Origin of the sequence: Streptomyces sp. NPDC047081 (genome assembly GCF_040643775.1) — a bacterium.
Taxonomy (GTDB): domain Bacteria; phylum Actinomycetota; class Actinomycetes; order Streptomycetales; family Streptomycetaceae; genus Streptomyces.
This window is the reverse complement of the sequence record NZ_JBEYUY010000008.1, coordinates 236,360-254,161: the sequence shown is the minus strand read 5'-3', so window position 1 is coordinate 254,161 and position 17,802 is coordinate 236,360. Positions and strand designations below refer to the sequence as shown.

At 70.9% G+C, this 17,802-nt stretch carries 20 protein-coding genes; 13 read left to right on the top strand and 7 right to left on the bottom strand.

Annotation, left to right across the window (positions count from 1 at the left end; all coding sequences use genetic code 11):
• The first annotated feature begins 100 nt into the window (after window positions 1-100).
• The 4 genes from ABZ848_RS18070 to ABZ848_RS18055 all read left to right on the top strand — a co-directional run bounded on the left by ABZ848_RS18070 (window position 101) and on the right by ABZ848_RS18055 (window position 3,873).
• A complete protein-coding gene (locus ABZ848_RS18070) occupies window positions 101-1,708 on the top strand; it encodes an FAD-dependent oxidoreductase (RefSeq protein WP_360832552.1) in 1,608 nt (535 codons plus the stop codon).
• 114 nt (window positions 1,709-1,822) lie between these two features.
• The gene (locus ABZ848_RS18065; protein WP_360832549.1) at window positions 1,823-2,761 is read left to right on the top strand and encodes a PAC2 family protein; all 939 of its coding nucleotides are present in this window, start codon (window positions 1,823-1,825) and stop codon (window positions 2,759-2,761) included.
• Between the two features lie 45 nt (window positions 2,762-2,806).
• A complete protein-coding gene (gene coaE / locus ABZ848_RS18060) occupies window positions 2,807-3,436 on the top strand; it encodes a dephospho-CoA kinase (protein WP_360832546.1) in 630 nt (209 codons plus the stop codon).
• A 50-nt stretch (window positions 3,437-3,486) separates the two neighbouring features.
• On the top strand, window positions 3,487-3,873 hold the full coding sequence (locus ABZ848_RS18055) for a tetratricopeptide repeat protein (protein ID WP_360832543.1): 387 nt from the start codon (window positions 3,487-3,489) through the stop codon (window positions 3,871-3,873).
• A 208-nt stretch (window positions 3,874-4,081) separates the two neighbouring features.
• On the opposite strand, the gene ABZ848_RS18050 is transcribed toward ABZ848_RS18055, so the two are convergent.
• Window positions 4,082-4,348, bottom strand: coding sequence for a DUF6343 family protein (locus tag ABZ848_RS18050; RefSeq protein WP_360832540.1), 267 nt, complete (start codon window positions 4,346-4,348; stop codon window positions 4,082-4,084).
• Between the two features lie 76 nt (window positions 4,349-4,424).
• Between ABZ848_RS18050 and ABZ848_RS18045 the strand changes: the two genes are divergently transcribed.
• Window positions 4,425-5,324, top strand: coding sequence for an acyltransferase domain-containing protein (locus ABZ848_RS18045; protein ID WP_360832537.1), 900 nt, complete (start codon window positions 4,425-4,427; stop codon window positions 5,322-5,324).
• 100 nt (window positions 5,325-5,424) lie between these two features.
• Window positions 5,425-5,871 carry a DoxX family protein gene (locus ABZ848_RS18040; RefSeq protein ID WP_360832535.1) on the top strand — a complete coding sequence of 149 codons (447 nt, stop codon included), beginning with the start codon at window positions 5,425-5,427 and terminating at the stop codon, window positions 5,869-5,871.
• 63 nt (window positions 5,872-5,934) lie between these two features.
• Here the strand turns inward: ABZ848_RS18040 and ABZ848_RS18035 are convergent, their stop codons facing one another.
• Window positions 5,935-6,477, bottom strand: coding sequence for an RNA-binding S4 domain-containing protein (locus ABZ848_RS18035; protein WP_360832533.1), 543 nt, complete (start codon window positions 6,475-6,477; stop codon window positions 5,935-5,937).
• Window positions 6,478-6,520: 43 nt separating this feature from the next.
• The gene (locus tag ABZ848_RS18030) at window positions 6,521-7,936 is read right to left on the bottom strand and encodes an MFS transporter (protein WP_360832530.1); all 1,416 of its coding nucleotides are present in this window, start codon (window positions 7,934-7,936) and stop codon (window positions 6,521-6,523) included.
• 191 nt (window positions 7,937-8,127) lie between these two features.
• Between ABZ848_RS18030 and ABZ848_RS18025 the strand changes: the two genes are divergently transcribed.
• A complete protein-coding gene (locus ABZ848_RS18025; RefSeq protein WP_360832527.1) occupies window positions 8,128-8,991 on the top strand; it encodes a helix-turn-helix transcriptional regulator in 864 nt (287 codons plus the stop codon).
• 50 nt (window positions 8,992-9,041) lie between these two features.
• Window positions 9,042-10,382, top strand: coding sequence for an MFS transporter (locus ABZ848_RS18020; RefSeq protein WP_360832524.1), 1,341 nt, complete (start codon window positions 9,042-9,044; stop codon window positions 10,380-10,382).
• A 7-nt stretch (window positions 10,383-10,389) separates the two neighbouring features.
• Here ABZ848_RS18020 and ABZ848_RS18015 read toward each other — a convergent pair whose 3' ends face one another.
• Window positions 10,390-10,608, bottom strand: a complete 219-nt coding sequence (locus ABZ848_RS18015; protein ID WP_360832521.1) for a hypothetical protein — start codon at window positions 10,606-10,608, stop codon at window positions 10,390-10,392.
• Between the two features lie 73 nt (window positions 10,609-10,681).
• Here ABZ848_RS18015 and ABZ848_RS18010 point away from each other — a divergent pair, with 73 nt between their 5' ends.
• Window positions 10,682-11,374 carry a uracil-DNA glycosylase gene (locus ABZ848_RS18010; protein WP_360832518.1) on the top strand — a complete coding sequence of 231 codons (693 nt, stop codon included), beginning with the start codon at window positions 10,682-10,684 and terminating at the stop codon, window positions 11,372-11,374.
• A 37-nt stretch (window positions 11,375-11,411) separates the two neighbouring features.
• On the top strand, window positions 11,412-12,416 hold the full coding sequence (pip, locus tag ABZ848_RS18005; protein ID WP_360832515.1) for a prolyl aminopeptidase: 1,005 nt from the start codon (window positions 11,412-11,414) through the stop codon (window positions 12,414-12,416).
• 50 nt (window positions 12,417-12,466) lie between these two features.
• Here pip and ABZ848_RS18000 read toward each other — a convergent pair whose 3' ends face one another.
• Window positions 12,467-13,138: a GntR family transcriptional regulator gene (locus ABZ848_RS18000; protein WP_360832512.1), complete on the bottom strand. Its 672-nt coding sequence runs from the start codon at window positions 13,136-13,138 to the stop codon at window positions 12,467-12,469.
• Window positions 13,139-13,281: 143 nt separating this feature from the next.
• Here ABZ848_RS18000 and ABZ848_RS17995 point away from each other — a divergent pair, with 143 nt between their 5' ends.
• The 3 genes from ABZ848_RS17995 to ABZ848_RS17985 all read left to right on the top strand — a co-directional run bounded on the left by ABZ848_RS17995 (window position 13,282) and on the right by ABZ848_RS17985 (window position 16,873).
• Entirely contained in the window at window positions 13,282-14,760 is a 1,479-nt protein-coding gene (locus ABZ848_RS17995) for an NCS1 family nucleobase:cation symporter-1 (protein ID WP_360832509.1), read from the top strand.
• A 5-nt stretch (window positions 14,761-14,765) separates the two neighbouring features.
• The gene (locus ABZ848_RS17990; protein ID WP_360832506.1) at window positions 14,766-15,473 is read left to right on the top strand and encodes an aspartate/glutamate racemase family protein; all 708 of its coding nucleotides are present in this window, start codon (window positions 14,766-14,768) and stop codon (window positions 15,471-15,473) included.
• Window positions 15,474-15,922: 449 nt separating this feature from the next.
• Window positions 15,923-16,873: a glycoside hydrolase family 6 protein gene (locus ABZ848_RS17985; protein WP_360832885.1), complete on the top strand. Its 951-nt coding sequence runs from the start codon at window positions 15,923-15,925 to the stop codon at window positions 16,871-16,873.
• A gap of 35 nt (window positions 16,874-16,908) precedes the next feature.
• Here the strand turns inward: ABZ848_RS17985 and ABZ848_RS17980 are convergent, their stop codons facing one another.
• Together ABZ848_RS17980 and ABZ848_RS17975 are read right to left on the bottom strand one after the other, a co-directional pair.
• The gene (locus ABZ848_RS17980) at window positions 16,909-17,385 is read right to left on the bottom strand and encodes a GNAT family N-acetyltransferase (RefSeq protein ID WP_360832503.1); all 477 of its coding nucleotides are present in this window, start codon (window positions 17,383-17,385) and stop codon (window positions 16,909-16,911) included.
• Window positions 17,382-17,795 carry a RidA family protein gene (locus ABZ848_RS17975; RefSeq protein WP_360832500.1) on the bottom strand — a complete coding sequence of 138 codons (414 nt, stop codon included), beginning with the start codon at window positions 17,793-17,795 and terminating at the stop codon, window positions 17,382-17,384. The genes ABZ848_RS17980 and ABZ848_RS17975 overlap by 4 nt, the downstream gene beginning before the upstream one ends.
• Between the last annotated feature and the right edge of the window lie 7 nt (window positions 17,796-17,802).

Here is a 17,802-nt window from a genome sequence, read left to right as displayed (position 1 = left end):
CGTTGCAGAAACGTGCGGGATACACGAGTAACCCGTGGGCCGTAATCGGCCGTTGGGAGGCTCCCCCGGTCAACGGTGATCGGAAAAGGGGAGCCGATAGATGGCACAGACTCAGCGCGTCTCCGGAACCAGCCGGCGGTCGTTCCTCCGCGACGTGGGGCTCACCAGCGGTGCCGGGGCCATGTTCGCCACCATGGGGGCCCTCGGCCTCGCCCCCACCGCCGCGGCCGCGCAGCGGGAAGCGCCCTTCCAGGCGCCCGGCGCGGGCGACTTCAGCCTCACCGGGCGCAGCGCCGCCAAGGTCGTCATCGTCGGCGGTGGCATAGCGGGCCTCACCACCGCGTACGAACTGGGCAAGGCCGGCTACGACTGTACGGTCCTCGAGGCCAGAGCACGGACCGGCGGGCGCAACTTCACCGTGCGCGGCGGGGACACCACGACGGACCTGTACGGGAACACCCAGACCGCCCGCTTCGCCGACGGGCACTACATGAACTGCGGCCCGGCCCGGATCCCGCAGTGGATGATCACCCTCGACTACTGCCGTGAACTCGGCGTCCCCATCGAGGTGTTCACCAACGTCAACGCCGACGCGTACATCTACAACGAGTCCACCGGGATGACGAAGCCCGTGCGGTACCGGACCGCGAAGGCCGATGTCTACGGCTACATATCGGAACTGCTGGCGAAGGCCACCGACAAGGGCGCGCTCGACAAGGAGCTGACGGCCGACGACCAGGAGCGGCTGATCGCCCTGTTGGAGGACTGGGGCGAGCTCGGCGACAAGCTGACGTACGAGGGCGGGGAGCGGCGCGGATACACGACGGTTCCCGCCGCCGCCGGAACACCGGGTGTGCTGCTCGGGGACGTGCCGAGCGCCTCCGAGGTGTTCGCGAGCGGCGTCGGGCGCTACTTCTCCTTCGAGTTCGGCTTCGACCAGGCCATGCTGATGTTCCAGCCGGTCGGCGGGATGGACCAGATCCCCAAGGCCCTGACCAGGGCGATCGGAGCCCGGCGGATCCACACCGCTGCCGTCGTCTCCAGGATCACCGACAAGGGGAGCGGGGTGTCGGTCACCTACACCCAGGGCGGCCGCACCAAGGTGATCGACGCCGACTACTGCGTCGCCGCCCTGCCGCCCAACATCCTCGCCAAGGTGCCGCACAACCTCGGCTCCGGCGTGCAGTCCGCACTGGAGGCGGTCACGCCCTCGTCCGCGGCCAAGATCGGACTGGAGTACCGGTCGCGGTGGTGGGAGCTCGACCACAACATCTACGGCGGGATCACCGAAACCGACCAGGACGTCACGCACATCTGGCATCCGTCGTACGGCTTCCATGGTGAGCGGGGCGTCCTCATCGGGTATTACAACTACGACGACAACGCCGACTCCTACGCGAAGCTGACCCCGAAACAGCGCGAGCAGCGGGCTGTGGCCGCCGGTGTGAAGATCTACGGCGAGAAGTACCGCAGCGAGCTCGCGTCCTCGTTCTCCCACCACTGGCGCCAGACGCCCCACCTGGAGGCAGCCTGGCACGACACCCCCGGCGGACCCGACGACGCCCGCTACAAGCCGCTGAACGAGCCCACCGGACGCGTCTGGTTCGCCGGTGACTGGCTCAGCTACACGGACGCCTGGCAGCACGGGGCGTTCTCGTCGGCGCGGAAGGCGGTGAGTGCGCTGCACGCGCGCGTGATGGCGTCGTGAGCACCACCGGTGGCATGAAAAGGCCGTAAGAAGACGCCTGATCAGGGGCACGGGCGGGAATGCCCGTGTCCCGTGGCGCGTTGTGCAGTACGAACACGAGGAGGAGCGGTCACTGTGCTTGATCCGCAGGGTTTGTACGCATGGGAGCCGAAGGGCCTGGCCGTCGTCGACATGGCGCTGGCCCAGGAGTCGGCCGGACTGGTCATGCTCTACCACTTCGACGGATACATCGACGCGGGCGAGACCGGCGACCAGATCGTCGACCGGCTGCTCGACTCGCTGCCCCACCAGGTCGTCGCCACTTTTGACCACGACCGGCTCGTGGACTACCGCGCCCGCCGCCCGCTGCTGACGTTCAAGCGCGACGAGTGGACCGACTACGAGGAGCCCACCATCGACGTGCGGCTCGTCCAGGACGCCACCGGAGCCCCCTTCCTGCTGCTGTCGGGCCCGGAGCCGGACGTGGAGTGGGAGCGGTTCGCGAAGGCCGTCGAGCAGATCGTGGAGCGGCTCGGCGTCCGCCTGGCCGTGAACTTCCACGGCATCCCGATGGGCGTCCCGCACACCCGCCCGGTCGGTCTCACCCCGCACGGCAACCGCACCGACCTCGTCCCGGGCCACCGCAGCCCCTTCGACGAGGCGCAGGTCCCCGGCAGCGCCGAGTCGCTCGTCGAGTACCGCCTCATGCAGGCCGGGCACGACGTCCTGGGCGTCGCCGCGCACGTGCCGCACTACATCGCCCGCTCCCCGTACCCGGACGCCGCACTGACCGTCCTGGAGGCCATCACGGCCGCCACCGGCCTGGTGCTGCCGGGCATCGCGCACTCGCTGCGCACGGACGCGCACCGCACCCAGACCGAGATCGACCGGCAGATCCAGGAGGGCGACGAGGAGCTCACCTCCCTCGTCTCCGGCCTGGAGAACCAGTACGACGCCGTCGCGGGCGCCGAGAGCCGGGGCAACATGCTCGCCGAGCCGGTCGACATCCCGTCGGCGGACGAGATCGGCCTGGAGTTCGAGAAGTTCCTGGCGGAGCGTGAGGGAGACAACTGACTCCTGAGGGGTGCGTTGTCAGAGGCGGGCCGTAGGCTTCGGGACATGCTGAAGGTGGGCCTGACCGGGGGCATCGGTGCCGGTAAGAGTGAGGTTTCACGGCTGCTCGTGGAGAGCGGGGCCGTGCTGATCGACGCGGACCGCATCGCACGCGAGGTCGTCGAGCCCGGGACGCCCGGGCTCGCCGCCGTCGTGGAGGCCTTCGGCGCGGACGTGCTCACCGGCGACGGCACCCTCGACCGGCCGAAGCTCGGGTCCATCGTCTTCGCCGACCCGGACAAGCTCGCCGTGCTGAACTCGATCGTGCACCCCCTGGTCGGCGCGCGCTCCCGGGAGCTGGAGCAGGCCGCCGCCGAGGACGCGGTCGTCGTCCATGACGTGCCGCTGCTCGCCGAGAACGGCCTCGCCGGGCTGTACGACCTGGTGATCGTCGTCGACGCGGCCCCCGAGACCCAGCTCGACCGTCTCGTGCGGCTGCGCGGCATGACCGAGGCCGACGCACGCGCGCGCATGGCCGCGCAGGCGACCCGGGAGCAGCGCCGGGCGATCGCGGACATCGTCATCGACAACGACGTACCACTGGAAGAGCTGGAGCGCCGGGTGAAGGAGGTCTGGGCCGAGCTGGTGCGCGGAGCGCAGGGCTCCGGGGGCCCGTCACAGCAGCCTCAGGAATAGCAGGCGCTTTCGGGCGCGTTGAACCCTTCGAGTGAGGGAAGGACTCTGCCGTGCCCGAGACCAGCGGTTCGACCGGACGTACTCCGGAGACGCATGTCATCGACTTCCGTGCAGCCGAGCAGCTGCTCAACGCACGGGACCCGCGGGGCGCGGTGAAGCTGCTCGACTCGGTCATCGCCGCGCACCCCGAGAACACCGCCGCCCGGCTGCTGCGCGCGCGTGCCTTCTTCGCCGCCGCGCAACTGCGGCCCGCGGAGCTGGAGTTCACGATCGTCCTGGAGCGCGAGCCGGACAACTCCTTCGCCCACTTCGCGCTCGCCCGCACCTACGAGCGCCAGGGCCGCGAGGAGCAGGCCAAGCGGCACTTCAGACTGGCGGCAGCGCTGGACCCCAACCCGCAGTACCTCAAGGCGGCGCGGTTCGACGAGCCGGCGTGAGCCCTCCGGCCAGGGCCAGGCCCTAGGGTCTGGTCGGCGGATCAGGCCAGCTGTGGGAAACGGTGCTTCTTGGCCGAGCCGAGCGGGGTCTGGTGCGTGCAGCTGCAAGGCGGAGGAGGGAGTCGACGCGGAGCGTCGGCGAGTGACGACAACGCCGCAGATGGGCGTGCCAGACCCCGCGACGCCGGCATGATCCGCCGGCCAGGCCCTAGCGCGGCCGGCTCTCCGGCGGCCGGTACGGGGGGATGTCCGGGCCCGGCTGGTAGTGCGGGCCCTGGCGGATGTGGCGCAGGATCACGGTCATGTCGACGGTGATCACCAGCCACAGCACCCCGCAGGCCGCCGCCCAGCCCGGGCGTCCGGCCAGCGCGAAGGCCGCCGTGCCGAAGACGGACCAGACCAGCCCCCACACGCTCAGCCAGAACCGCGCCCGCAGCGCACTGCGCGCGGTCGTCGGCTCACTGCCCGTACGCATCGTCTGATCACTACTCCTCTTTGCAACGTACTCTTCGATGCGGACGTTCACCAAAGAGCCCGGACCAGGGGGACGCGTGCTGCCGGATGCCGATGAGCTGGCCGAGGAGCTGCTCGACCTCGCCGTACCGCACGAGGACATCAACGAGCTCGTACGCATGGGCCGGCGGGTGACCGACGACCCGGAGCTGCGGGCGATCCTGGAGGCGTCGGTCCGCGAACTCGTCCAGGACATGGGCGAGGTCGGCAGCCCGGTCGACCTGCCCGAACTCGACTGGCCCTCGGGGCCGCTCCAGCGCTGCTTCTCCGTGTACGTGTTCGTCGCCGCGCTGCCCTACACGCGCGCGTACCACCGCGCACGCGGCATCCCGGCCGACGTCACCCGGCACACCCTCGCCGACCTGGGGCGGAACATGGCCGTGCACCGGCGGCGGCACGGGGTGGCGGGCGTGCAGGCCCCTTGGTGGCTGGTCCACCACTTCCGGGGCGAGCTCTTCCAGCTGGGGCGGCTGCAGTTCGAGCGGGCCCGGCACGGGGAGCGCACGGCGCGGATGATCGCGGGGGCCGGCCTCGACGTGTCCGCCGGCATGCCGTGCCTCAACCTCCACATCCCCGACTTCCTCGGCCCGCTGTCACCGCGGGCCTGCGAACGGTCGCTCGCGCTGGCCGCCGAGTTCTTCGCCCGGCACTTCCCCGAGGAGAAGTACCGGACCGTGCTGTGCCATTCCTGGCTGCTGGACCCGCAGTTGAAGGAGTACCTGCCCGCCGACTCCAACATCGTCCGCTTCCAGGACAGGTTCCGGGTGGCCCGCCGGCTCGCCGAGCCCGCCGACACCGAGCCGGTCCAATTCGTGTTCGGCGACCCGGACATGGCGGTGGAATCCCTGCCCCGGCGGACCGCGGTGGAGCGGGCCGTGGGGGACCATCTGCGGGCGGGCGGGCACTGGTACGTCGGGCACGGGTGGTTTCCGCTCTGATTCCCTTCCCGTCCGATTCCCTTCCCGCCGATGAGTTCGGACGTGGACCCCGGTCTATCCCTGTGACAGCGACACCAACCGCTCACCGCAGGAGAACCCCATGTCCGAGACAACCGTCCCCGTCGCCTCCGCCACTGTCGTCGCCGAGTCCGCGACCGCCCGCGGCCGCCGCGCCCGGATCGCCCTGCGCACGCTGCAGGTCGTGCTCGCTCTCTTCTACGGCATCGCGAGCGCCCTGCCCAAGCTGATCGCGAACTCCTACGCCGTCGACTCCTTCGACAAGATCGGCTGGGGCAGCACGGGCATGTACACCATCGGCGCGCTCGAACTCGCCGGTGCGGTGGCCCTGTTGATCCCGGTGCTGCAGTCGGTGGCCGCGGGCGCGCTGAGCCTGCTGATGGTCGGGGCGTTCTTCGTCCAGCTGATCGTCTTCGGCGGCGAGAACGCGGCGACCCCGCTGATCCTGATCGTGCCGCTGCTGCTGATCGCCTGGGCGCGGCGGGGCTCCAACCGGGAGCTGGTCAATCTGGTACGACGACGGGCCTGAGCCCGTACGACGGAGGTGGCGGCCGGTGTTCATGCCGGCCGCCACCTCCGTCGTACGTCCGGGTCAGTGTTGGCTCGGACGTCCTGCGCCGCCGCCCATCAGGCCGCGCAGGCGTTCCAGTTCGCGGCGGTCGCGCTTGGTGGGGCGGCCGGTGCCGCGGTCGCGGATGCCGATGGGGGCGACGGCCTCGCGGGGCGGCGGGGGAGGGGAGTTGTCGACATAGCACTGAATTGCCACGGGGGCGCCGACGCGCTTGCGGATCAGGCGCTTGACGACGACGATCCGCTCCCGGCCCTCGTGGCGCAGCCGCACCTCGTCGCCGATGCGCAGGGAGTGCGAGGGCTTCACGTTCTGGCCGTTCACCCGTACGTGGCCGCCCTTGCAGGCGGTCGCGCCGAGCGAGCGGGTCTTGATCAGCCGGACCGCCCAGATCCAGCTGTCGACCCGCACGGACGCGCCGTCCGCGGGCCCGGCGGCCTCGGCGGCGGCGATGGCGGCGGCCACCGCGGGGTCGACGGCGGTCGTCTCGGGGCCGACGGTCGCCTCGGACGGGCCGTCGGCCGTCGGCTCGGCGGTGCCCCGCCCGTTTTCGTGCTCGTCAGCCATGTCCCGACCCTAGCTCGCCGGGACCGGGTGCCCCGCACGGTTTTCACTTCGATGTCCGGGATCCGCTGAAGACACCGAGGAGCACGACGCCCGCGTTCACCGCGATCGCCGTCTTCAGGCCGCCCAGGACCGCCGCGGTGCCGGAACCCGTCATCGCCGCCGTGGCGACCGCGCTCATGATCGGCGTGCCCATGGTGATGCCGATCTGCTGGGTCATGGTGGCGAGCCCGGTGGCCAGGCCCTGTTCACGGTCGGCCAGGCCCGAGGTCGCGGTGACCATGAAGCCGACGATGACCAGCATGTTCCCGACCCCGCCGACGAAGGTGCAGGTCAGCAGCAGCCACAGCGAGGAGCGGCTGTCGCCGAGGCCCAGCAGGGCGGCCGTGGCCAGGGCCTGCGCGATGCCGCCGGCGGTCAGGGTGGGACGGCTGCCGATCCGTCCGATGACCCTCGGGGCGACGGAGCCCCCGACGACCGTACCCAGACCCAGCACACCGAAGCTCAGACCGGCGGCCAGCGGGGAGAAGCCGAGCACCTCCTGGAGGTAGAGGGTGAGGAGGAAGACGAGCGACGTCTCGGTCAGGAAGGCGATCAGCCCGACGACGTTTCCCCAGGCCACGGTGCGCCTGCCGAGCACGGACAGGGGGACCAGCGGGGCGGCGACCCTGCGTTCGACGCCGAGGAAGACGAGCAGCAGTACGACGCCGGCCGCGAGCGGCAGCAGGGCCGCCGGGGAGCCCCAGCCGGACTCGCCGGCCCGGGTGAGGCCGAAGACGACCGCCAGCAGGCCGAGCGTGACGGTGGCCGCGCCGGGCAGGTCCAGCCTCGGGCGTTCGTCCGGGCGGGACTCCTCGACGACCGTCGGGGCGACGAGGAGTACGGCGAGGGCGACCGGGACGTTGACGAAGAACGCCCAGCGCCAGGACAGCAGATCCGTCAGGAGGCCGCCGAGGATCGCGCCCGTGGTGAAACCGGCCGACATCAGCGCCCCGTTGAGACCGAGCGCCTTCTCCCGCAGCGGGCCCTCCGGGAACGACGTCGTCAGCAGGGACAGCGCGGCCGGGGTGACCGCGGCGGTCGCCAGGCCCTGCAGGACCCGTGCCGTGATCAGCACCTCCGGGCTCTGCGCCAGGCCGCCCAGCAGCGAGGCGGCCCCCAGGACGGCGAGGCCCCCGAGGAACAGCCGACGGCGGCCGAACAGGTCCGCGATCCGGCCGAAGAGCAGGGTGAACCCGGCCGCGCACAGGGCGAACGCGGTGCCGATCCACTGGAGGTGCGCCAGAGAGAAGCCCAGACCGTCGCCGATCACGGGCAGGGCGACGTTCAGGATCGAGAAGTCCACGGCCAGCATGAACTGGGCAGCGAGGAGGAGGACCAGCACCAGGCGCAGGCGGGGAGTGAGGGCGGCGGGGGCGGTGGTGCCGGAGGTGCCGGGTGCCCTCGAATCGATGGCGGTCATGACGTCGTAACCCTTCCTGGAAGGCCGATCGGTGACGGGCGGTGCCGTCGTGCGGCGTTGTGCAGGAAGGCTCACTCGGCTCGGTGGGCTCAGCCAGAACCTCCTCGTGGGTGGTCATGGCGTGACCACCCTCGGCGATCCCGTTCGGGTGGGGCGGCGGGCATCATGGGGGTGAGACCGAGGAGGCGGTGGTGGAGGCCTTGTCCGAGCTGGGGGAGTTCCTCAAGTCCCGCCGTGCCGCGGTGCGTCCGGAAGAGGCCGGGATCAGCCCGCTGCCGGGCCGCCGCCGTGTCACGGGGCTGCGTCGCGAGGAACTGGCCATGCTCTCGGGCGTCAGCGTCACGCACTACACGCGTCTGGAGCAGGGCCGCGGGAACGGGGCCTCGGACTCCGTACTCGACGCGATCGCACGGACGTTGCGGCTGAGTGAGGACGAGACGGCGCATCTGAAGCGCCTTGCCCGGCCCGTCGCCGCGTCCCGGGCGCCCCAGGCGCGGGCGCCTCAAGTCAGCGCCTCCGCACGGCAGTTGCTCGCGGCGATGACCGGGATCCCGACCCTCGTCCTGGACCGGCGCGGTGAAGTCCTCGCCTGGAACCGGCTCGGGCACGCGCTGCTCGCCGGGCATCTGGATCCGGACGCCCGTCCCAATCTGATCCGCATGCTCTTCCTGGACGAGCGCTACCGGGAGCTCTACCCGGACCGGCCGGAGGAGACCCAACTCGCCGTCGCCTCCCTGCGGTTGGTGGCCGGGCGGCATCCCGACGACCGGCGGCTGGCCGAGCTGATCGGTGAACTCTCCATGAAGTCGGCCGAGTTCGCGTCCCTCTGGGCCCGGCACCCGGTGCGCACCTGCACCTCGGGCGTCAAACGGCTGCACCACCCGCTGGTCGGCCCGATGGACCTCGCCTTCGAGAACCTCGACATCCCGGGCAGCTCCGGCCAGCGGCTGATCGCCTACACCGCCGAGCCCGGTTCCCCGTGCGAGGCGGCGCTGCGGATGCTGGGCGAGCTCACCGCCGTACCGGATCCGGATCACGACCGCACCCACTCTTGACATGTCCGCGGCCGGGGAGGACGCTCACCGCACCTCGTTCGGGAGCCGCCATGACCGCGCAGGAGTCCCCCGTCGTCCCCGAAGCGATGCACCGGCACCGCCGTCGTGCCGTGATCGCGAGCACGGTCGGTACCGCGATCGAGTGGTACGACTTCTTCCTCTACGGCACCGCCGCAGCACTCGTTTTCCCGCACGTGTTCTTCCCCGGCGCCGAGCCGTATACGGGAGTCCTCGCCTCCTTCGCCACGCAGTTCGTGGGGTTCGCCGCGCGTCCGCTCGGGGCGGCGATCTTCGGGCATGTCGGGGACCGGATCGGCCGTAAGTCCACCCTCGTGACCACCCTGGTCCTGATGGGGGCCAGCACCTTCCTCATCGGGCTGCTCCCGGGTTACGCCACCTTCGGTCTCGCCGCGCCCCTGCTGCTGGTGCTGCTGCGGGTCGTCCAGGGCATCGGCGTCGGCGGGGAGTGGGGCGGCTCGGTGCTGCTGTCCATGGAGTGGGGCTCCGAACGGCGCCGCGGGCTGATGGCCAGCTGGCCGCAGCTCGGCGTGCCGCTCGGGCTCCTCGCCTCCACCGGCATGGTCAAGCTGATGAACGCCACCTCGGGCGACGGCTTCGACAGCTGGGGCTGGCGGATCCCCTTCCTCGCCAGCGCGGTGCTGATCGGCGTCGGGCTGTACGTGCGGCTGCGCGTGCTGGAGAGCCCGGCCTTCACCGAGGTGAAGCAGGAGCGGGTGCTGGTGCGGCAGCCGGTCTGGAGCGTGCTGCGGCACCAGCCGCTCACCGTGCTGACCTCGGCTTTCGTCCGGATGTCGGAGCAGGCGCCGTTCTACCTCTTCATCACCTTCGTGCTCACCTACGGTACGAAGGAGCTCGGCCTCGCCCGTGGTGACCTGCTGAACTACACGCTCGTCGCGGCGGCCGTCGGCCTGGTCAGCGTGCCGCTCTTCGGCCATCTCTCCGACCGCTTCGGACGGCGCCGGATCTACGGCATCGGCATCGTCTGCACCGCCGCGTTCGCGTTCCCGTACTTCGGGCTGCTCAACACGGGCAGCTCCGGGCTCGTCCTGCTCGCGATCGTGCTCTCCCTGGTCTTCCACGACATCCAGTACGGGCCCCAGGCCGCGCTGATCGCCGAGGGCTTCGGCACGAACGTGCGCTACAGCGGCGCCGGGCTCGGCTACCAGCTCGCCTCGGTCATCGCGGGCGGACCGGCACCGCTCATCGCCACGGCGATCCTGGAGCACACCGGCTCCAGCACCGGCATCAGCTGGTACATCATCGGCTGCTGCGCCGTCGCCATGATCGCCCTGCTGCTCATGCCACGCCCGGCACCTGTCACGACGGCTCCGAGGCCGGCGGTGTCCGCGAGCACCGACGCGGAGGCCTGACCAGGGGCTATGGCGTGTTGCCCCACTCGTACGGTCCGCCGCCCCGCCACTCGATCAGCTCGGGGTCGTCGACGGCCCGGTCCTCGGCGGGCAGACCGGCCCGGTGCACGATGTCCAGCACGTCGAACAGGCTGTATGCGGTGCCCGTGGCCTCGCCGTCGACCGTCACCTGCCGTCCGCCGTCCGCTTCCGGCGGGAGCACGACCACACTGGGATGCGCGTCCATACCTCAAGCATGCGCCGTCGGCGGCGTCCGCAGCGCGCTGACGGCGGGGTTCCTTGGGCCATACCGTTGACGCATGGACAGTCTCGCCCTCCTCGACGACCGCGTCGCCGGATGCGTGGCCTGCCCCCGGCTCGTGGCGTGGCGGGAGGAGGTCGGACGGACCAAGCGGGCCGCCTTCCAGGACTGGGACTACTGGGCCCGCCCGGTCCCCGGCTTCGGGCCCGCCGACGCCCCGCTGCTGATCATCGGCCTCGCCCCGGCCGCGCACGGCGGCAACCGCACCGGCCGCATGTTCACCGGCGACCGCTCCGGCGATGTGCTGTACCAGGCCCTGTACGACGTGGGGCTCGCCTCCCAGCCCACCTCGGTGAGCATCGACGACGGTCTCGAACTGCACGGCGTCCGCATCACCGCGCCCGTCCACTGCGCCCCGCCCGAGAACAAGCCGACGCCGGGGGAGCGGGACGCCTGCCGGCCCTGGCTGGTCCAGGAGCTGAAGCTGCTGCGGCCCACCCTGCGGGCCGTGGTCGTGCTCGGCGCCTTCGGCTGGCAGGCCGCGCTGCCCGCGTTCGCCGAGGCGGGCTGGGCGGTGCCGAGGCCTCGGCCCGTCTTCGGGCACGGCACCCATGTCCCGCTCGACGGCCTCGACCTCTTCGGCTGCTTCCACGTCAGCCAGCGCAACACCTTCACCGGCAAACTCACCCCGGAGATGCTGCGGGACGTCCTGCGCACGGCGGGCGAGGCCGCCGGGCTGCCCGTGAAATGAGGAGGCGGCACGACGGGCGGAGGGTTACGGTGCCCGGATGCCTCTCTACCCGGAGATCGAACCGTACGACCACGGCCTCCTCGACGTCGGCGACGGCAACCTCGTGTACTGGGAGACCTGCGGAAACCCGGACGGCAAACCGGCACTCGTGCTGCACGGCGGCCCCGGCTCCGGCTGCTCCCCCTACCCCCGGCGCCTCTTCGACCCCGCCGCCTACCGGATCGTCCTCCTCGACCAGCGCGGCTGCGGACGCTCCACGCCGAACGCGAGCGCGTACGACACCGACATGAGCGTCAACACGACGGCCCACCTCATCGCCGATCTGGAGCTGCTGCGGCGGGAGTTGGGCATCGGGCGGTGGCTGGTGTGGGGCGTGTCCTTCGGGTCGGTGCTCGGGCTGAGGTACGCGCAGACGCATCCGGAAGCGGTGAGCGAGATCGTGCTGACCGGGGTCGCCACCGGCTCCAACGCCGAAGTCGCCCTGCTGACCAGGGGACTTGGACGGATCTTCCCCGAGGCCTTCGAGCGGTTCGTGAGCGAACTGCCCGAGAGAGAGCGGGACTCCAACCTCGCCGCCGCCTACAACCGCCTGCTGGAGTCGCCCGACCCCGAGGTACGGGCGCGGGCCGCGCAGGCCTGGACCGACTGGGAGACGGCGACGATTCCCGCGCCGCCGAGGTCGGTCGAGCGGTTCGAGAACCCGGAGTTCAGGATGGGGTTCGCGCGTACGGTCACGCACTACTGGGGCAACGACCACTTTCTCGGCGAGGGGAACGACGAGGGGGCCGTACTGCGCGACGCCCACCGGCTGAAGGGCATTCCGGGCACGCTGATCCAGGGCGGGCTCGACTTCGGCAACCTGCTCGGGATCTCCTGGCGGCTCCAGCAGGCCTGGGACGGGAGCGAGTTGGTCGTGGTCGACGAGGTGGGGCACAACGCGGGGGCGCCGGGCATGGGGGAGGCGCTGGTGGCGGCGACGGACAAGTACGCCGGGCTCCGACAGCTCAGGACAGCTTCTTCAGCTGCGCCTCGTAACCCTTGAGGTCGGCCATGGTGACCGTGGCCTTCTCCAGTTGGTCGCGTGCCTCGCCGTCACGCGGGCGGCTCAGTCTCCCCGAAGAGGTGGCGCACCGTCGACCGGTAATTGGTGCGTACGTGGGCCAGCGCGTGGGCGCGGGCGCGGTCCGGGTCGCCGGAGGCGATCGCCTCGTACAACTCGCGGTGTTCCACCAGGAGTTGGGGCCACTCCTCGTTCCGCCGGGTCATCCAGCGCAGTCGGCCGGCGACCGGTTCCAGGGCCGCGGTCAGCAGGCTGTTGCCGGCCATCGTCACGATGCGGTCGTGCAGCCGGCTGTTGATGTCCGTGATCAGCTCGGCGTCCCCCGCCTCGGTCGCGCCGGCCGCGCGGTCGAGGAGTTCCCGGACCTCCGCCAGGTCCTCCGGTGTCGCGTTCGACGCGGCCAGTCCGGCGGCGTAGACCTCCAGGGCCTCGCGCAGTTCGAACAGTTCCCGGACGTCGTTCGGGGTGAGCCTGCGGACGACCGTGCGGCGCGGTGTCTCGAAGTGCACGAAACCCTCCGCGACCAGCGCGCGGATCGCCTCCCGGACCGGCACCCGGGAGACCCCGAAGCGCTCGGCCAGATCCCGCTCGACCAGCCGGTCGCCCGGGCCGAGGCGGCCCGCGATGATCTCCTGCCGCAGGTTCGCCAGGACACGCTCGCGAACCGCGCCCAGGGGTTCGATCTTCGTCGTCGTGGAGCTCATGAGGCTATCTTCGCCGACTCCGGGGGGCTTTTACCGAGCCTTAACAGACGCGACATCGGTCCGAACTCTTGACGGCGGGACCATGACGGCAGTTTGGTATACCAAACGGCTGCCGTCCTCCGTCCCCTGTCCCAGGAGGCCCCGTGTCCCTCGCCGACCGCGCCGAAGCCACCGGCGCCCCAGCGTTCGTCCCCGATCCCCGCCTCACCAACGAGGACCTCGCCCCCGCCGAGAAGCGGAACTGGAAGGTCTTCGACCTCTTCGCCATGTGGATGTCCGACGTCCACAACCTCGGCAACTACACCTTCGCCGCAGGCCTGCTGGTCCTCGGCATGAACGTGTGGCAGGTCTTCACGTCCCTGCTCGTCGGGTTCGTACTGATCTACATCGGCATGAACTGGATGGGCCGGATCGGCCAGCGCCACGGGGTCCCCTTCCCCGTAGTCAGCCGCATCAGCTTCGGCGTGTGGGGTGCCAACATCCCCGCCCTGATCCGGGCCGTGATCGCCATCATGTGGTACGGCATCCAGACCTATCTGGCCTCGGTCGCGGTGAACGTGATGCTGCTCGCCGCCTGGCCCGGGCTGGAGTCCTGGACCCACCACTCGTTCCTGGGACTCGACGCGCTGGGCTGGTGCTCGTTCGTCTCGCTGTGGCTGATCCAGGCGCTGATCATCAGCCAGGGCATGGAGTCGGTGCGCAAGTTCCAGGACTTCTGCGGTCCCGCGATCTGGCTCGTGATGATCGCGCTGGCCGTGTGGGTGCTGTCGAAGGCCGACTGGAGCATCTCGCTCACCTCCACGCCGCATCCCGTCTCCGTGGGCGAGCAGTGGCGGCAGTGGTTCGGGGCCATCGGGCTCATCCTGGCCACCTACGGCACGCTGATGCTCAACTTCTGCGACTTCTCGCGCTTCGCGCCGGACTACAAGACCGTCCGACGCGGCAACTTCTGGGGCCTGCCGATCAACTCCACGGCTTTCGTGGTCGTCTCCGTGATCGTGACCGCCGGCTCGCTGGAGGTGTGGGGCCAGGCCATCACCGACCCGGCCGAGCTGGTCGCCAAGGTCGGCAACACCTGGGTGATGGTGCTGGGCGCGTTCACCTTCGCCGTCGCCACCATGGGCGTCAACATCGTCGCCAACTTCGTCTCACCGGCGTACGACCTGGCGAACGTCTGGCCGCAGAAGATCACCTTCAAGGTCGGCGGCATGATCAGCACGGTCGCCGCGCTGGTGGTCACCCCGTGGAACCTCTTTTCCAACCCCACGGTCGTCAACTACTTCCTCGGTGGCCTCGGCGCCTTCCTCGGCCCGCTGTTCGGCGTGATCATGCTCGACTACTACTGGGTCAAGAAGGGCCGCGTGGACGTCGACGAGCTGTTCAAGGCCCAGCCCGGCTCGCGCTACTACTACCGCAAGGGCGTCAACCCCAAGGCGCTGTGGGCGTTCCTGCCGGCGGCCGGCGTCGCGGGCGTCCTCGCCCTGGTGAAGACCTTCAGCGAGGTGGCCCCGTACTCCTGGTTCATCGGTACGGCCCTCGCGGCCGGCCTGTACATGCTGCTGTGCCGCGACGACCGGGCGGCCGACTCCGCCCCCGTGGTCGAGAAGCCGCTGGAGGTCTGAGAAACGTGCGGATCGTCGTCACCAACTGCAACACCACGCAGGAGATGACCGAGGAGATCGTACGAGGTGCCCGGGCCGCTGCCGGCCCGGGCACCACCGTGCTCGGACTCACTCCCGCGTGGGGACCCGAATCGGCGGAGGGCTGGCTCGACAGCTATCTGTCGGCCGCGGCCGTCATCGACCTGCTGCGGACCTATGAGGGGCCTTCGTACGACGCCGTCGTCATGGCCGGGTTCGGCGAGCACGGGCGGGAAGGCGTACGGGAGTTGGTGGACGTACCGGTGGTCGACATCACCGAGGCAGCGGCACATCTGGCCTGTCTGCTGGGGCGGCGGTACGGGGTGGTGACGACGCTGGAGCGGTCGTGCGGGCAGATCGAGGACAGCCTGGAGCTGGCGGGGGTGGGCCGTAACTGTGCCGCCGTCGTCGGCACCGGGCTCGGCGTGTTGGACCTGGGCGACGCCGATCGTACGGAGGCGGCCTTCCTGGCGGCGGCCGAGCGGGCGCGGGAGGCCGGGGCGGAGGTGCTGGTGCTGGGGTGCGCCGGGATGACCGGGCTGCAGCGGGTCGTGGGGGAGAAGCTCGGGGTGCCGGTGGTCGACGGGGTCGGGGCGGCGGTGAAGCTGGCTGAATCGCTGGTGGGGTTGGGGCTTACGACCAGCCGGGCGGGGAGTTGGGCTCGGCCGGTGGCGAAGCGGAGGGTTTGGCGGTGACGCGGGGCGGGGCGGTGGGCTGAGCCCGTGCGTGGGTGGGTGCGGGGGAGTGATCACCGTCGCCGACAATTACCCGGGAGCCGAGATCATCGCGACCGAGGCCAGCAGGGCGTGAGTGGAGCGCAGGGCGTCGGGGCCCGGCGGATTCGGCCGCCGTCGGGGTGATCTTGCGGCGACCTCGGTGGGCGTGCGCCGGGGCGGGCGTGCCTGGTCCCGCAGACTCCGGTCAGGACGAGCATCTCGTCAGGCGTCGTCGATGTCGTCAGACCAGTGCGTCGCCGCCGGATCGGCCCCGCGCCCCGCCCGCCCGGTGCTTTCGGCGGCGGGAACGGAGTCGCCCGGTGGCCAGGACCCTGTCTTCCCGTCTCCCCGAGTGGGTGGGGCGGTCTCTCCCCGGATCAGTGGGGCGACCTCGCCCCGGGTCGGTAGGGCGCACGCTGCTCGCCGCGCTGCTGGCCGGGGCCTGCTGTACCGGCGCTTCCAGGGGAGCGGGCGATACGTCGTCGCCGTTCTGGGTCGACCCCGACTCCCGTGCCGCGCAACAGGTGGCCGCTTGGCGCCGGGACGGCCGTGCCGCGGACGCCGCGCTCATGGACCGCATCGCCCTGCACCCCCAGGCCGAGTGGCTGAACGGCCCCAACCCCGGCCCCGTGGTCCGTGCCCGCACCACCGCGGCGGCACGGGCCGGCCGGCTCGCCGTGCTGGTGGCGTACTACATCCCGAACCGCGACTGCGGCCAGTACTCCACGGGCGGCGCCGCCGACGCGGCGGACTACCGGGTCTGGGTCGACCAGTTCGCGGCGGCGCTGGGCGACCGGGGTGCCTACCTCATCGTCGAACCGGACGCCGTGTCCCAGGTGGTCGCGGGCTGCACCCGGGTCGTGGCGGCCGAGCGGTACGCCCTGCTCGCGTACGCCATCGACCGTTTCAAACGACAGCCGCACACGCACGTCTACCTCGACGCGGGCAACTCCAGCTGGATCCCCGACGCCTGGCGCCAGGTCGAGGCCCTGAAGTCCTCGGGCGTGGCCCGCGCCGACGGAATCGCCCTGAACGTCTCCAACTTCCAGACGAACAAGGCGAGTTCGGCGTACGGTAACTGGCTGTCGAAGGACCTCGCCGGCAAGCACTACGTCATCGACACCAGCCGCAACGGGAACGGGCCGTATGCCGGGGCGGGCGATACGACGAGTGCCACGAGCGCGACGGACGCCTGGTGCAACCCGCCCGGCCGAGCCCTCGGCACCCCGCCCACGACCCGCACGGACAACGCCCTCCTCGATGCCTACCTCTGGATCAAACGGCCGGGCGAGTCGGACGGCACGTGCCGGGGCGGGCCCCCGGCGGGACAGTGGTGGCCGTCGTACGCACTCGAATTGGCGCGCAACGCGACCGGCTGAACCGGGCGCGGGTGTTCAGGGCTGTTCAGAGCTGTTCAGGGCCGCCACACATACCGCACATCCGGCTCCCGCTCCTCGTTGCCGCTCCCGTCCGTGTACTCGGTGGCGACGAAGCCGTGCCGCTCGTAGAAGCGGTGGGCGGGCTTGTTGACCTGGAAGGTCCAGAGGCCGAGTCCGCCCGGACTGCGTTCCTTGGCCAGCCCGATGAACCGGTCGCCGATGCCGCGCCCGCGCCAGCCGGGATCGAGATACAGCTGGGAGAGCTCGTCTCCGTCGAGCACCATGACCCCGACGACACCGTCCGCATCCTCGTCACCGGTCACCGACGCCACCCACGTCTCCAGCGACGGCACCACCACCTCCCGGAAGTAACCCCGCACCTCGTCGGCGGACCGAGGGCTGACCACCGTCGGCAACGCGGCGGCGAAGGAACGCAGCCAGACGTCGGCCGCGGCGAGGGCGTCGGGAGCGGCGGCCCGGCGAAGGATCACCTCGGTGCCGGCGAGACTCACGCGTCCGCCCGCTCGGGGACGACGGCGGTGGCCGTGATCTCCACCAACTGCCCTGTGTATCCGAGGCAGTTGACGCCGATCAGCGTCGACGAATGAGGCCCGGTGCTGAGCCCGGACGCCTCGACGACCTCCCAGACTGCGGACAGGGCCGAGGGCTCGTTGCTCACGACGTAGACATCCGTCGCGACGACATGCGCCAAGTCGCTTCCGATGGAGCGCAGTTGCTCCTGGAGATTCACGAGCACCTGCTCGGCCTGCCGCACCGGATCCCCCTCACCGACCAGCTTCCCCTCGGTATCGAGCGGCACGGACCCGGCGAGAAAGGCGAGCTTCGTACCGGCCTCGACGATGGAGGCGTGGGAGTAACGGGGCGGCGGAAAGAGCGCGGGCGAGGTGACACGCTGGATCATGCGGCGG

Coding starts and splice junctions, on each gene's coding strand:
- ABZ848_RS18070 (WP_360832552.1), top strand. CDS start 101: ATGGCACAGACTCAGCGCGTCTCCGGAACCAGCCGGCGGTCGTTCCTC.
- coaE (WP_360832546.1), top strand. CDS start 2,807: ATGCTGAAGGTGGGCCTGACCGGGGGCATCGGTGCCGGTAAGAGTGAG.
- ABZ848_RS18050 (WP_360832540.1), bottom strand. CDS start 4,348: ATGCGTACGGGCAGTGAGCCGACGACCGCGCGCAGTGCGCTGCGGGCG.
- ABZ848_RS18040 (WP_360832535.1), top strand. CDS start 5,425: ATGTCCGAGACAACCGTCCCCGTCGCCTCCGCCACTGTCGTCGCCGAG.
- ABZ848_RS18035 (WP_360832533.1), bottom strand. CDS start 6,477: ATGGCTGACGAGCACGAAAACGGGCGGGGCACCGCCGAGCCGACGGCC.
- ABZ848_RS18030 (WP_360832530.1), bottom strand. CDS start 7,936: ATGACCGCCATCGATTCGAGGGCACCCGGCACCTCCGGCACCACCGCC.
- ABZ848_RS18020 (WP_360832524.1), top strand. CDS start 9,042: ATGACCGCGCAGGAGTCCCCCGTCGTCCCCGAAGCGATGCACCGGCAC.
- ABZ848_RS18015 (WP_360832521.1), bottom strand. CDS start 10,608: ATGGACGCGCATCCCAGTGTGGTCGTGCTCCCGCCGGAAGCGGACGGC.
- ABZ848_RS18010 (WP_360832518.1), top strand. CDS start 10,682: ATGGACAGTCTCGCCCTCCTCGACGACCGCGTCGCCGGATGCGTGGCC.
- pip (WP_360832515.1), top strand. CDS start 11,412: ATGCCTCTCTACCCGGAGATCGAACCGTACGACCACGGCCTCCTCGAC.
- ABZ848_RS18000 (WP_360832512.1), bottom strand. CDS start 13,138: ATGAGCTCCACGACGACGAAGATCGAACCCCTGGGCGCGGTTCGCGAG.
- ABZ848_RS17975 (WP_360832500.1), bottom strand. CDS start 17,795: ATGATCCAGCGTGTCACCTCGCCCGCGCTCTTTCCGCCGCCCCGTTAC.